The 13,464-nt window shown below is 39.6% G+C and carries 18 protein-coding genes; 5 read left to right on the top strand and 13 right to left on the bottom strand.

The genetic code is table 11. The annotated features are described in order from the left end of the window. Positions 1 to 86: 86 nt before the first annotated feature. Positions 87 to 788, top strand: coding sequence for a Crp/Fnr family transcriptional regulator (locus ACFQZ9_RS22490; protein WP_498945499.1), 702 nt, complete (start codon positions 87 to 89; stop codon positions 786 to 788). Here ACFQZ9_RS22490 and ACFQZ9_RS22485 read toward each other — a convergent pair. Next, entirely contained in the window at positions 785 to 1,036 is a 252-nt protein-coding gene (locus tag ACFQZ9_RS22485) for an amino acid decarboxylase (RefSeq protein ID WP_198311580.1), read from the bottom strand. The genes ACFQZ9_RS22490 and ACFQZ9_RS22485 overlap by 4 nt on opposite strands. Positions 1,037 to 1,237: 201 nt before the next feature. Between ACFQZ9_RS22485 and ACFQZ9_RS22480 the strand changes: the two genes are divergently transcribed. Then, entirely contained in the window at positions 1,238 to 1,477 is a 240-nt protein-coding gene (locus tag ACFQZ9_RS22480) for a hypothetical protein (RefSeq protein ID WP_198311579.1), read from the top strand. A gap of 44 nt (positions 1,478 to 1,521) precedes the next feature. Here ACFQZ9_RS22480 and ACFQZ9_RS22475 read toward each other — a convergent pair whose 3' ends face one another. From ACFQZ9_RS22475 to ACFQZ9_RS22460, 4 genes are all read right to left on the bottom strand, one after another. Next, positions 1,522 to 3,888, bottom strand: a complete 2,367-nt coding sequence (locus tag ACFQZ9_RS22475; protein ID WP_498945498.1) for a WG repeat-containing protein — start codon at positions 3,886 to 3,888, stop codon at positions 1,522 to 1,524. Between the two features lie 255 nt (positions 3,889 to 4,143). Further along, the gene (locus ACFQZ9_RS22470) at positions 4,144 to 4,242 is read right to left on the bottom strand and encodes an SCP2 sterol-binding domain-containing protein (RefSeq protein ID WP_286180190.1); all 99 of its coding nucleotides are present in this window, start codon (positions 4,240 to 4,242) and stop codon (positions 4,144 to 4,146) included. Continuing rightward, positions 4,238 to 5,257, bottom strand: a complete 1,020-nt coding sequence (locus tag ACFQZ9_RS22465) for a 4Fe-4S binding protein (RefSeq protein WP_498945496.1) — start codon at positions 5,255 to 5,257, stop codon at positions 4,238 to 4,240. The genes ACFQZ9_RS22470 and ACFQZ9_RS22465 overlap by 5 nt, the downstream gene beginning before the upstream one ends. A 155-nt stretch (positions 5,258 to 5,412) precedes the next feature. Next, positions 5,413 to 6,399 (bottom strand): Gfo/Idh/MocA family protein, encoded by a 987-nt coding sequence (locus tag ACFQZ9_RS22460; protein ID WP_498945495.1) that lies wholly within the window; start codon positions 6,397 to 6,399, stop codon positions 5,413 to 5,415. A 175-nt stretch (positions 6,400 to 6,574) separates the two neighbouring features. On the opposite strand from ACFQZ9_RS22460, the gene ACFQZ9_RS22455 reads away from it, so the two are divergent. The 3 genes from ACFQZ9_RS22455 (at position 6,575) to ACFQZ9_RS22445 (ending at position 8,981) form a co-directional block, all read left to right on the top strand. After that, a complete protein-coding gene (locus tag ACFQZ9_RS22455) occupies positions 6,575 to 8,230 on the top strand; it encodes a glutamine--tRNA ligase (RefSeq protein ID WP_498945494.1) in 1,656 nt (551 codons plus the stop codon). A gap of 95 nt (positions 8,231 to 8,325) precedes the next feature. Next, on the top strand, positions 8,326 to 8,673 hold the full coding sequence (locus ACFQZ9_RS22450) for a hypothetical protein (protein WP_498945493.1): 348 nt from the start codon (positions 8,326 to 8,328) through the stop codon (positions 8,671 to 8,673). 62 nt (positions 8,674 to 8,735) lie between these two features. Next, positions 8,736 to 8,981: a hypothetical protein gene (locus ACFQZ9_RS22445; protein ID WP_498945492.1), complete on the top strand. Its 246-nt coding sequence runs from the start codon at positions 8,736 to 8,738 to the stop codon at positions 8,979 to 8,981. A 187-nt stretch (positions 8,982 to 9,168) separates the two neighbouring features. On the opposite strand, the gene ACFQZ9_RS22440 is transcribed toward ACFQZ9_RS22445, so the two are convergent. From ACFQZ9_RS22440 to ACFQZ9_RS22405, 8 genes are all read right to left on the bottom strand, one after another. Next, positions 9,169 to 10,185, bottom strand: a complete 1,017-nt coding sequence (locus ACFQZ9_RS22440) for a PAS domain-containing sensor histidine kinase (RefSeq protein ID WP_498945491.1) — start codon at positions 10,183 to 10,185, stop codon at positions 9,169 to 9,171. A 13-nt stretch (positions 10,186 to 10,198) separates the two neighbouring features. Next, the gene (locus ACFQZ9_RS22435; protein WP_498945490.1) at positions 10,199 to 10,651 is read right to left on the bottom strand and encodes a GAF domain-containing protein; all 453 of its coding nucleotides are present in this window, start codon (positions 10,649 to 10,651) and stop codon (positions 10,199 to 10,201) included. A gap of 15 nt (positions 10,652 to 10,666) precedes the next feature. After that, positions 10,667 to 11,320, bottom strand: a complete 654-nt coding sequence (locus ACFQZ9_RS22430) for a response regulator (RefSeq protein WP_026573156.1) — start codon at positions 11,318 to 11,320, stop codon at positions 10,667 to 10,669. Between the two features lie 21 nt (positions 11,321 to 11,341). Further along, complete coding sequence (locus ACFQZ9_RS22425; RefSeq protein ID WP_498945489.1) at positions 11,342 to 11,998, bottom strand: sensor histidine kinase; 657 nt, start codon at positions 11,996 to 11,998, stop codon at positions 11,342 to 11,344. Positions 11,999 to 12,182: 184 nt separating this feature from the next. After that, positions 12,183 to 12,464, bottom strand: a complete 282-nt coding sequence (locus ACFQZ9_RS22420; protein WP_498945488.1) for a hypothetical protein — start codon at positions 12,462 to 12,464, stop codon at positions 12,183 to 12,185. Further along, positions 12,451 to 12,762: a hypothetical protein gene (locus ACFQZ9_RS22415; RefSeq protein ID WP_498945487.1), complete on the bottom strand. Its 312-nt coding sequence runs from the start codon at positions 12,760 to 12,762 to the stop codon at positions 12,451 to 12,453. Before ACFQZ9_RS22415 ends, ACFQZ9_RS22420 begins: the two co-directional genes overlap by 14 nt. Then, positions 12,755 to 12,946, bottom strand: a complete 192-nt coding sequence (locus tag ACFQZ9_RS22410; RefSeq protein ID WP_026573152.1) for a hypothetical protein — start codon at positions 12,944 to 12,946, stop codon at positions 12,755 to 12,757. The genes ACFQZ9_RS22415 and ACFQZ9_RS22410 overlap by 8 nt, the downstream gene beginning before the upstream one ends. Continuing rightward, positions 12,936 to 13,460 carry a Rieske (2Fe-2S) protein gene (locus ACFQZ9_RS22405; RefSeq protein WP_498945486.1) on the bottom strand — a complete coding sequence of 175 codons (525 nt, stop codon included), beginning with the start codon at positions 13,458 to 13,460 and terminating at the stop codon, positions 12,936 to 12,938. Before ACFQZ9_RS22405 ends, ACFQZ9_RS22410 begins: the two co-directional genes overlap by 11 nt. Between the last annotated feature and the right edge of the window lie 4 nt (positions 13,461 to 13,464).

Here is a 13,464-nt window from a genome sequence, read left to right as displayed (position 1 = left end):
GTCAAGAATTTGATTTAAATCACAACATTGGTTTGTAAATCGCAGTAGAATAAAAGGTATTACATCTATTTAGGAGTGGTGTTTGCATGTGCTGTGATCATTGTTGCTCTCATGAAGCTTCATGCTTAATGTCTGTTCCTGTCTTTCAAGGAATGAAAGAAGACGATCTCCAGATTTTGCAGAAGGTAACGCGGAGCCGCAAATTTCAAAAGGGGGAATTCATCTTTCAGGAAGGTGAGCGTTCAGAGACACTGTTTGTTGTAAATGAAGGGTTAATTAAGCTGAGCAAAATGTCGGCGGAAGGAAAAGAACAAATTGTCCGCCTATTGTTTCCAAAGGACTTTTTTGGATTATATTCGTTGCTTAGGGATGAAAAACACTATGTACATGCGGAAGCCGTCCAAGAAACAGTTATTTGTTATATTGATAAAAAGGATTTTATAAAAACAATGGAGGGAAATGCCGGCCTGTCCTACCGCTTTTTAATCGCTGTCAATGACCGCCTTTATGAAGCAGATGAATCTGTAGGTCTTCTCGGTTTATTAGAGGTAGAGCAAAGACTGGCACGGGTACTCGTGCTTTTTTATCAAAAAATGAACCCGCAAGATGGAATGTTCACCTTACCCATCTCAAAGAAGGATTTAGCAAGCTATATTGGAACAACTCCAGAATCGGTTAGCAGAAAGATGTTAACCTTTATCTCTCAAAAGCTGATTAAAATGGATGGCAGGAGAAAGATTCAGATTCTAGAGTTGGACCAATTAAAAGAAATTGCCGGCCTGGATTAAAATTCATTCAATTTTACGGCCATAAGCCTAAAATGCATTGGTTCTAATTCGTTTACGATGACGTTCATGCCTAATCCCTGTAAATTAGCAATCAGCGGTTCGGCACGGTGCGGTAAATGTATTTCAAAAATTGTTCCTACCGGCGCTTCTTTCACAAAATTTAATATTTCACGGCGTGGATGCTCTCCCTTTAAAATTCTTTCACGAACATCCATGACAGCTCTTTTATCTTCGATTTGAAATGGCATGATTTAGAGGACCCCTTTGGATTTTTATATCCAAAGTTTATCAGCAAAGTGTCCGAAACAAATTGATTTATATCAAGTTGAACTGATTAAAAGAACGTTCTTTTTGAAACCTTTGTGAACAATGCTGTCCAAGCGATATAAGAGCCATTAATGATGGTAGAATGAAAACAGCAAGATAACAATATTTCGGAGTTGAATATAATGTTAATAAAAATCTCCAAAATTGCTTTGCTGTTATTTTTCCTACTAGGATTCAACGTATTTTCACAATCTCATATAGAAGCCGCTACACACAAAACAGCCGAAAAAACCGAACAGGCATCCTTCTCGAAAAAAGTAGAACCGGAATTAAAATCATATATTATTCCAGGTACAGTCGGTGTCGTCATTGTCCTGGGCATTGCAAGCTATTGGTTAATTTACCGTAGAAGACATGCCTAACATTGAAAAAGCAGCGTGAATCATTGAATTCACGCTGCTTTTCATTAATGAAATGATTTCCAAAAATCCCCGTTACGATTAATGATTCCCCTTAATTCTTCAAATGGAATCGTAAAGGTAGGCATCCCGGCAGCATATGAGGCAATTTCATACTGGGCATAATAAATATTCAATCCACCCTCGCTGATAAAAAACGACTGATTTGGTTGAATATCTTTATATTCATTGATATTTAGGTAGGAATAGTTTTGATTATTCTTAATCTGGTTCCTGATGCGGTCACTGATGATTTTTACATAGGCTGCATCCGGCTTAAATAAGTCTTTCAGCTGATAAAATAAGCCCGTTTTCAAATTGACATGCGCATACTTTTTAATCGACATCCCATGTGCCGCTCCAAAAGGATAATCATAACCGTTTATTTCAATAACTAAGAGATTTTTCTTGAAAAAACTCACTTCAAAATCTCCAATATAACTAGAATTGAGCTGGGTATCTGCGGGAACTTCCTTTATACCCGAGAGGTCTTTCAGAGTTTGATTTACATGCTCAAATGCTCCGCCTTGAATTTGCGGGAAATAAACTAAATAGTCCTTGTTTGGCTTGTATTTATGTTCCGTCACTGCATACTGCTTGTTTAAAGGAATGACGGTATTCTGCTTCCAAACCAGCTCTCCTTTTTTATTAAAATATAGAAGCCGATAATCAATTTCTCCTTTGATTAAGGTTTTATCCTTTTCCAAAGTACCGCTGCCCGAAACCATTGGAAGATAATAAGCGCGATTTCCATTTCGATCAATAAAAAAAGTGGATTGATCATTCGATACGGAAGCAATCCCATCTTTGTACTTCGTGATATCAAAATAAATAAATCCAGTAATAAGACGGCCCTCTAAATCTGCAATTGCGTATTTTGCACCAAGATAGGGCTGTTCCGGATCAATCGCCTTTCCGATCTGATATCTTTCTTCCCCTAGATAGAATATTTGATAATGGTCAGGTTTCATAAGAAACTGTCCTTTTTGATTTATGACACCATAATGGTTGGAGTAATCATTTGAAACATTCACAATCGCCCGGCCTTGACTAAATGCCTCTACCCCGGAAAATTGTGGTTTGATCACTACATTTCCTAGCTCATCCATATAACCAAATTTCCCATCCTCGCTCTTTTTAAACGCAAGCAGACCTTCCCCATAGTTTCCGACGAACGCATACATATAGGAGTGAAGCACTTTCCCAGTAAGATCGATCAACGCATAGCTGCCGTTTTTTATTTTTACAATCGCTTTTCCCTCTGAAAAATCACTTGCATCCTCATAGGATGCAGGAATGGTCTCTTTTCCTTTTCGATTGAGATAACCATATAAATATTCCCCCTGCTGATTAGAATCAGCAAATCGCGCGCGTCCTTCCTTAAACTCGCTAATTGTGTAGTGAGCCATAGGGGTAATTTCTTTTCCCCTTTCATCGATTATTTTGAAGCCCTGAAGATCATTGGCAATCGCCCGGCCTTCTGAAAAGGAAGTAATATAATCATATTTTGGCTGGACAATAAAATGGCCATTAGTATCTATGATACCTGCCTGATCTGTCAATCGGACAATGGCCAGACCATTTTCCTGAAAATCTTCTGCTTGGTCATAGATAGGTGGGAGGAGGGATTTTCCTTTTGAATTGATATACCCCCATTTGCTTCCGCCTATTTCTTTTATCGAGGCAGGAAAAAGGGCAATAGCTCTTGATTCCTTGAAATCGAAGGAGCGTTGAGCGGTCTTCTTTTCAGCTTCTTCTAGATACGGATAATAAAATAAATAATCAGGATGTTCCTTAATTTTCTGTTGATAGTATTTCACTACTTTTTGAAAGTAATAGGGTTCAACATCTTTTGCGGGAACAAGTCGATCACTTTCCCAGCGGTAAACCTCTACACGGTAGGCTTCACCGGTGTCATGGGACCACAGAGCAATTTCTCCCAGTCCGTCCTTTCCGTTTTGCCCCGGCATGTCTTCTATTTCTATCTTACTAAAGGTGTAGTTCCCTTTGAGATCCAGTTCTTTTAAGCTGTTATGGTGCCATTCATAAATGGACAATTTGGACAAAACCGCCCCAACTTGCCAGCCGACCACCAGATTTTTTGCATTCCGACTCGTAATATTTGCCGTACCAAGGTAACTTACCTGATAACCTTTCCCCTTGATTAAAGAGATTATATGCCAGTGACCATGAAAGTTATTTAAAACAAAAAGGTAAAGTTCTTGATTTAATCGATAGATACCAATGACTTCCATAAACTCATCCTGATCCAAATTCACAAATTGCAGATATGCTTTTTTGGGCTGAGTCTCTGCGTATAATAGTTCTGCGCCATATGGGAGAAATGGCAGCATCCATTGTTGGCCTCCAGACATCATAATCCCCCAGTTTATTTTTTTATCTATAATATATGGGGGAAATGTCCCGATGTGCCGATGAGACCAAAACTCTAAGGGGTTTCGGTGAAATGGGCTTCATCGTTCGCTTGACAACGAATTCCTCAACCTTTACAAAAAAAAGAGACCCATTAGAGCCTCAGATCATCCATAACCGCTTACCTTACAATATGTTGAACCTATTACTAGTTTAAGGCCTTTCCCCACCTTTTTGATTCTTTTATAAATGGTCTTTTAGTTATATTGCTTTAAAATATTTTCCAGCTTTAAGGCTTTGCCAATATCGCCTTTAATTTTTAATTTCCCCCTCATAAAGGTGCTTTTAGACTTAATGCCCGATATTATTCACCTCCGGAATCAAGTGTTTCCATTCTTCATAGGAAATGATGGTGTTCCAGTGACCGGTTATTTTTGCAATCCCAACCACCAATAAAAAGAAAGCAAGGAAAGTTACAGGAACAACCCATTTGTTTACTTTTTTATTGGCAACCGTCATATTTAATGTATCTTTGATTGGACATACCTCCACGCATTGCATGCAAGCCGTACAGTTTGGAGTCACGACTGCCTTTTTTGTATGTACCTTTATTCTTTGCGGACAAACCTTTGTACACATTTCACAGTTCGTGCAGGTATCCTCATTTCTTCGGACTTTTGTGATTCTAAGAATCGAACCAAGCCCAATCATCGCACCGTAAGGACAAAGGAAACGGCACCAAAAGTTTTTAAAAAATAATGAAAGAACGAACATGACCAAAATAAATTTTAAAGTGAAGCCGCCGATATTTAAGAAAAACAGCAGCATTTTCACATCAGAAACTTTGTTATAGGGATCCTCCAGGAAGCCTTTCGCCACAAATGTCGGCATATCAAAGATAATCATTTTTAAAAAGAATAAGAGTAATAAATATTTTAGTGGCGTTAATAACCATACGAGCGGCTGTGGAAGGTCAAAGTTCCTTTTAAACAGTTTTTTTCCAAGCATCCCTGTCCATTCACTCACCGTTCCAACCGGACAAAACCAACTGCAAAAAGATTTACGAAAAAGAATTCCCGATCCAACAAAAAAGGTAAATAGCACAAGCCCCGCCGGGTGGATATTGTCAAAATCACCACTTGTCAGCCATACCTTCAATCCCACGAGGGCACTAATTGGCAAGAAGCCTTCAACAGCAGACGGCCGTTCAACAAAGGGCTCTTTTCCAAGCGTCTCAAAGTGCAGATAAAATTGATAAAATCTCAGTCCGACATAGAGTAAGAATAATAGGAACAGAGCTTGAACAATATGTCTTGTTATTTGAACGGGCTTTCGTTTTAGCTGTTTTATATACCAGGCCTTTGATTTCATCACAGTTCCCTCCCAAACTTTCAATATCCTAACTATATGGAATGGATATATGAGGGGAGTGTGATAAAAATCATTTGCCTCATTGATTTCATAAAGAGTTCACAAAAACTTTCTCAAAGTAGACAAAATAAAGGCCGGGGAATCCCGACCTTCTCTTATTTTTCAACATCAAAAATAATCTGATTTTGTCTACGTGCTTCTTCCGTTACCTCAAGGACAATTTGACTCCAATTCTTCAACTTTTCATATTTCTGATGATTATTGGTTTCAATGATTTCAGTCAAATTAATGCATTCGTATACCATATCCTTGTCATATTGCTCCACACTCAGGATTTGGCTTTTCTTTGTATGACTGTCTAAAAACTTGATCTCTGAAATTGGTGCCGCATCCTCAAGAACGAAAGTCCCTTTCTCCCCATGGATTTCACAAGGGATTTCGGAATGAGATATTTTCGAACAAAGAATGGTACAAACAAAACCATCATACGTTAACACAAGCGTACCGCTTCCGTCGACACCGCTATGTATTAATACCGGATGATAGGTGACTTTTTCCGGTTTCCCGAATAATCCAACCGCTAAGTAAAGGGGATATACGCCTAAATCAACCAGTGCCCCACCAGAATATTCCGCAGAGAAGATATTTGGTACTTCTCCTTGTAAAAATAAATCGTAGCGAGAGGAATACTGGATATAAGGCAAAACAGTACTCCTAAGCTTTCCTGCTAAATGGAGATTTTCTTTTAAGATTGCAAAATTAGGTGTATGGATATTGCGGATTGCTTCGAATAAAAACACACCATTCTCTTCAGCTGTTCGGTAAGCCTCTTCTAATTCAGCTGTAGTAGAAAAAATAGGCTTTTCACAAATTACGTGTTTTTTATTTTTTAAAAATAAAAGAGCCTGTTCAAAATGAACAGAATTGGGTGACGCAATATAAACAGCATCGATCGAAGTACTGCTAGCCATTTCATTTAAATCTGTATAAAAATTTGGTGAATGATATGTATCTGCGAGTTGTTTTGCTTTTTGCTCCGTTCTTGAATAAACGGCTGTTAAATTAAGTTTTCCACTATGTTTTGCTGCCTCAATAAATCTTGCGGTAATCCATCCTGTTCCTACTGTTCCCAGATTAAGCATAAACCTTCTCCTCTCATTTACCCATATATCCATTGATTTTATCTTTAATTTAGTTACTTTTGCAATTTTAAAATTTATTTCCATTCTGTTATGCTTATGATTGATGGGAATAATGGAAAAATATCAGTATTTATGGTATTTATAGTAGTAGATACAATGAAAGAGGTTGAAAATAGTGGAACATAATTCCAATTTTATAAAAGATGTCATGATAAAGGATTTAGAATCCGGAAAACATCAAACGGTCGTAACCCGCTTTCCACCTGAGCCAAACGGATATTTACATATTGGTCATGCAAAATCAATTATTATCAACTTTGGCTTAGCAGATGATTTTAACGGAAAAACGAATTTACGATTTGATGATACGAATCCGTTAAAAGAGGACGTTGAATTCGTTAACTCTATTAAAGAAGACGTAAAATGGCTTGGATTTGAATGGGATGACTTATTTTTCGCCTCCAACTATTTTGAAGAAATGTACAGCCGTGCTGTTCTTTTAATAAAAAAAGGTTTAGCTTATGTAGATGATCTCTCCGCAGATGAAATCCGTGAATACCGCGGTACACTTACAGAGCCTGGGAAAGAAAGTCCTTACCGTAATCGTTCGATTGAAGAAAACCTTGAATTATTTGAGAAGATGCGGGCTGGAGAGTTCGGGAATGGCGAGAAAGTTCTTCGGGCTAAAATCGATATGTCTTCACCTAACATTAATCTCCGTGACCCTGTAATTTATCGTATTGCCCATGCGACCCACCATAACACGGGTGATAAATGGTGTATTTATCCGATGTATGCTTTCGCCCATCCACTTGAGGATGCGATTGAAGGCGTAACACATTCCATTTGTACGATTGAGTTTGAGGATCAACGACCGCTTTATAATTGGGTTGTGGAGCAATGTGAAATGGAGAGCACACCGCAGCAAATTGAATTTGGCCGTTTAAATATCACCAATACCGTTATGAGTAAACGTAAGCTAAAACAGCTTGTCGAGGAAGAATATGTTGACGGCTGGGATGATCCGCGGATGCCGACGATTTCCGGAATGAGAAGAAGAGGATTCACCCCGGAATCGATTCGGAATTTTGTTCGTGAAACAGGAGTTTCTAAAGGTTCAGGTGTAGTGGATTCCCAAATGCTTGAGCACTTTGTCCGTGAAGATTTAAAATTAAAAGCACCGCGTACAATGGGTGTAATTAATCCGTTAAAAGTGGTGATTACGAACTATCCGGAAGGACAAATTGAACTGCTGGATGCCGAGATCAATCCGGAAAACCCTGAAATGGGCATGCGAAAGATTCCATTCTCCCGTGAAATCTATATTGAGCAGGACGACTTTATGGAAGATCCGCCGAAAAAATACTTCCGTTTGTTCCCTGGCAATGAGGTTCGCTTAAAGCATGCTTATTTCATCAAATGTGAAGAAGTGATTAAGGATGCGAACGGCAAGGTTGTGGAGTTGCACTGTACGTATGACCCAGTAACGAAGAGCGGTACCGGTTTTACCGGCCGTAAGGTAAAGGGAACGATTCACTGGGTGGAAGCAGCGCATGCTGTTCCAGCAGAGTTTCGTTTGTATGAGCAATTGATTTTGGATGAAACCGAAGAAGAAAATGATGGCAAGGAAAAAACATTTTTAGATAATGTGAACCCAAATTCTCTAGAGGTATTCCAAGGGTTTGTTGAGCCAAATATGAAAGAAAGTATGCCGCATGACAAATTCCAATTCTTTAGACATGGATATTTCAATGTAGATCCAAAGGATTCCATTGCGGAAAAATTAGTCTTTAACCGGATCGTTTCCTTGAAGAGTTCGTTTAAGCTTTAGGGATAGATAAAAAACACACGGTTTCAGCATGAAATCGTGTGTTTTTTGTTTACTTTTGAATGGGATTGGGGCGGTCGGGCTATAAAGGTCGTTTTTTGTTGCTTTTCATGAAAAACCTCCTTCATCCAAGCATTGAAAGACGTTTCTTACTGCTTCTCACAAAAAACGTCCTTCATCCAAGCTATGAAAGACGTTTCTTACTGCTTCTCACGAAAAACGTCCCTCATCAAAGCTATGAAAGACGTTTCTTACTGCTTTTCACGAAAAACGTCCTTCATCCAAGCATTGAAAGACGTTTCTTACTGCTTCTCACAAAAAACGTCCTTCATCAAACCCATGAAAGACGTTTCTTACTGCTTCTCACGAAAAACGTCCTTCATCCAAGCTATGAAATGACGTTTCTTACTGCTTCTCACGAAAAACGTCCTTCATCCAAGCTATGAAATGACGTTTCTTACTGCTTCTCACGAAAAACGTCCTTCATCCAACCCATGAAATACGTTTCTTGCTGCTTTTCACGAAAAACGTCCTTCATCAAAGCTATGAAAGACGTTTCTTGCTGCTTTTCACGAAAAACGTCCTTCATCCAAGCTATGAAAGACGTTTTTTACTGCTTCTCACGAAAAACGTCCCTCATCAAAGCTATGAAAGACGTTTCTTACTGCTTCCCACGAAAAACGTCCTTCATCCAAGCTATGAAATGACGTTTCTTACTGCTTCTCACGAAAAACGTCCTTCATCCAAGCTATGAAATGACGTTTCTTACTGCTTCTCACGAAAAACGTCCTTCATCTAACCCATGAAAGACGTTTCTTGCTGCTTTTCACGAAAAACGTCCTTCATCCAACCCATGAAAGGCGTTTCTTGCTGCTTTTCACGAAAAACGTCCTTCATCAAATCCATGAAGGACAACGGCCTTTCAAAACGAACTGCTCCCATTAACCTCTAGAAACAGGTACCTCAAAAATAATTTTCGTACCCTTTCCTGGCTCAGAAACAATAGATAGGTCCCCGCTAACCGCCCGGGCACGCTCGTCCATGCTGAAAAGACCAACCCCCCGCTGGACTGTGTCTACATCAAAGCCTATTCCCTTATCTTCAATCATTACCCTAACAAGTTCATCAATTTCCCTTATCGTGACAGTTGCTTGAGCAACATCAGCATATTTGCGGATATTGGTTAATGCCTCTTGAATAATCCGATAGATCGTTAATTCAATACTAATTGGCAACCTTTTGTTCAACACACATTCAAAAAAGACATCAATATTATAGTTCTCTGAATAACGAGAAAGAAAAGAACGAATCGCCGGAACCAATCCAAGGTCATCCAATACAGATGGTCGAAGCTCCCAGGAGATTTCACGAATTTCCTCTATTAACTGCGTTGCCTCCTGTTGCATCTGTTGAAGCAGAGGGTGGTCCTGCTCATTAAGCAACCGATTAATCGTAATCAAATGACTATAAAGATTTTGACCAATGCCGTCATGTAAATTTCTTGATAACCGCTTCCGCTCTTCTTCTTGGACATCAATGATGGTCGTCATCATTTTTTGCAATTCCTGCTCAACGCGCTTTCTTTCCGTGATTTCATATCGAATCGCAACATATTGATAAGGTTTACCCTTTTCATTTAAAAATGGGACAATCGTTGTATCCATCCAATAATGGGTTCCATCCTTAGCGCGATTGCGAATTTCCCCCTTCCAGACCTCACCGGAACCAATCGTCCGCCACATATTTTTAAAAAACTCCTGTGAATGATATCCGGAGTTAATAATCCGATGATCCTGCCCCAATAATTCTTCCCTTGAGTATTTTGATATCAAGCAAAATTGATCATTCACATATGTAATAATCCCGTGGGAATCCGTTATCGCTACAATTGATGACGCGTCAAGAGCAAATTTATAGTCTAAAAGTTCATTCTTAATCTGCTGCATTTCTCTTTCCATTTCTGGTCCCTCCTTAAAGTAATGTATGCCCTTTTAAAATCTGCTCCAGAGCTTCAGCAGCATCCTTTACCAATTCTTGATCCTGTTCGGTAAAAAGATGTGCTGCCCTATTGCCAATCAGCAATACCCCTTTAGGGACAGAATGAAAAAATAGTGGAACCGCATATGCGGATAAAAGTTTTTCAGCCAGCATAATCGGATAGTCTGTTACCTTCCCAATGATATTCTTCGGAAAATTTCGAAGCATCATCGCACTTCCGCTCGAAATAATTTTTCCGGCGATTCCCTTCCCAAAACGAACGGTGATACGTTCATATTTATTATTCAAATTACCTGAAACATAATGCCAACGAACATCCGGGCCAATTTCATTTTGAAAGGCAAGCCCCACAAACTCACAATTTACTGCAGCTTTCAATTGATTACATATTTCAATAACTGCCTGTAATTCTCTTAATTTTGTCATCTGTGGCGCTTCTCCTTAAAAACCATACCCTAATAACCCCTTTTTAACCGCATATTCAACAAGCTCCGGCCGGGTTTTCATTTGCAGCTTTTCCATCAGGTTCCCTTTATGGGTTTCAACCGTTTTTACACTAATCACCAGCTGCTCGGCGATTTCCTTGTTTGAGTACCCTTTTGCTATGAGGGTGAGGACTTCTTTTTCCCGTTCCGATAAAAGATTATAAGTGTCTGAACTATCATGCTTCATTCCTGTCAAATATTCTTCCATTAATCGTTTTGTAGCTGCCGGGTGAAGATAGGCATCACCAGCTGCAACCGATTCAATCGCAGCCATTAATTCATCATGGGGTGCACTTTTTAAAATACATCCGGATGCACCTGCCTGAATCGCCCGGAACAGATACTCCTCATCATCATGCATAGTTAAAATCAAAATATTGATCGTTGGCATTTCCTTTTTGAGCTCGGTGGTGGCAGTAAGCCCATCTTTACCATGGGGCATACTTAAGTCCATGACCACTACATCCGGCTTTAGCCTTAATGCCTTCTTTATTCCTTCGTTTCCTTCCGAAGCCTCCCCAATTACTTCCATCATCGGATTGGTATTAAGGAGCATCTTCAGACCCATTCTCACAACCGCGTGATCATCAACCAATAGGATTTTTATCAAAACTAACTCCCCTTTGTCCCTTTATTTCAAGGGAAGAGATATTTCTATCGAGGTTCCTTCTCCTATTTTAGAGGAAATTGAACACTGTCCGCCAGTAAGAAGCATTCTTTCTTTCATCGCTGCAAGGCCGGATAATGGGCTTGTTATTTCATGTTCCTCCGGTTGAAATCCCTTACCAAAATCGTGAATCGTTATGGTTAATTCCTTCTCTTTCCAAATAAAATTCATCTTCACATTGGAGGTATCGGCATACTTCGCAATATTGGCCAGAGCTTCCTGGCAAACCCGGAAAACTGCGATATTTTGCCGCTCGGGAATTTGTTTTTCTTCTCCTATTGATTCCAGGTCAACAAGAATACCAAATGTTGAAGTATACAGCTTAATATAACTCTTAATGGCGGGAAGTAAACCAAGGGTTGTTAAGGTAGGAGGATGCAATTCTACTGAAAGCAGCCTAATTTCTTGGATGGTTTTTTCGATAAGCTGAGACATTTCACGAAGATAATGCTTCATAGCCGGTTGCTCTGTACCGGATTCAACAAACTGTAATCCTGTTAAAATACTATATAGATTTTGGCCAACCCCCTCATGGAGCTCTAAAGCAATTCGTTTAATTTCCTCCTCTTGGGAGTGAATAATGTAGGAGCTAATCCCCTCTTTTGACGGTAAAATTGTCATTCATCAACCCTCCTAAACCCCTTTTGGATTAAACTTAGTTGTTGATTTCCGCTCCAGTCGCTTCGCTTTCCGCGGGCGGTTCGGGGAGCCTCCTCGGCCCCGTCCTCCCGCAGAAGTCTCGCGCCCTCCGCTCCAATCAACAACAATTACAATTAGCACTGTCTATTTGTAAAAAAGCCAGACTTTAGTAGGTCTGAACTTTTTTTACTATATAATGAAGACCGCTTTCCGGATCAAAGGCGGACCATTCGTTTTCCGTTTCAATAACATCGCTTGCTAGTGGTACTGCCAAAAAATAATAATCATCAAAATAAAAGCGGATATGTGTGCCATCAGGGCATGGCTGCACTTTTTTTATCGTTTTGTTAACAGTTGGTGCTTGATCCCCACCCTCTGCATCACGAATCGTAATTTCAACCGGCCCGCCGGTAAATCGTTTTAGATCCTCTAAATTAATGGACTCCACAGCTATTACATCCTCTCTTTGCCGGATAGATGAACAGCTTGTATCCTTGCAGATACTCCCAAAATTTCTCCCCGGCATTCTCCTCGAGAAACATAATTGTTTCTTCCTCAGAGCCCCAATCACTCATTCCTTTTATCTCTGCAACAACCATTTCAGCCTCGTCCATTGTTTTTTCTTCAAGAAACCAATTCAATCGTTTATTCGCAAAAGTTTCTTTTAAAATCTGGTCTATTTCCTTAGCGAAACCGCCTGATTCTGACCGAATAAAACAAAAATCAATATACGTTTCACTAGTCATTGACCTTCACACCTTTTTTGTAGATGATAAGTGCTACTGGAAATAAAATAATATTGATGACCGCAGCAATAATGGTATTTGTGTACTTTTCATAAAAATATTGATGGACCATGTATTGGGTAAAGATAATATTTAACATTAAGACAGCAAGCAAGAGTGCAACTGGTACGTAACTACGCTTCATAACGTTTCACCCCCACGGCATAGACAGCGCCGTTCTCAACTTTCACATAAATTTCAGGAAGCGGACGTCTCGGTGGTCCCGCAATCGGTTCACCTGTTTTCACATCAAATTTCCCGTGGTGGCATGGGCAGATCATTTCTCCCTCGTCTTTTTTCCAAAAAACAGGGCAGCGTAAGTGGGTACAAGCATTTTGGTAAGCTACAAATTTATTTTCTGAAAGCCTAATTAAAATCGCACTATCGTGCTCGCCCGGGAAGGCAAAGTCTACTGCATCCCCTACCGGCAATGACTGTAGGTCAGCGATTTTATGCTTTGGATATTTTTTATCACTAAGACCCGTTAATTCTTTAGCAGCTAAAGCACCCCAAGGAAGGGATGAAACTGCAAATACTCCTGCTGCCCCCGCAAGCATCTTCATAAAGCCGCGGCGGTCAAGCTTTCTCTCATTATTACGATTTATATTATGGGTGTAATTATCTTCATTAAACGGGATTTTATTATTTTTATTATTCATGTTA

Origin of the sequence: Neobacillus sp. GCM10027624 (genome assembly GCF_042675345.1) — a bacterium.
GTDB classification, from domain to species: domain Bacteria; phylum Bacillota; class Bacilli; order Bacillales; family Cytobacillaceae; genus Neobacillus; species Neobacillus cucumis_D.
Note: the sequence above shows the minus strand (reverse complement) of the source record. Positions and strands in the feature narration are given on the sequence as shown.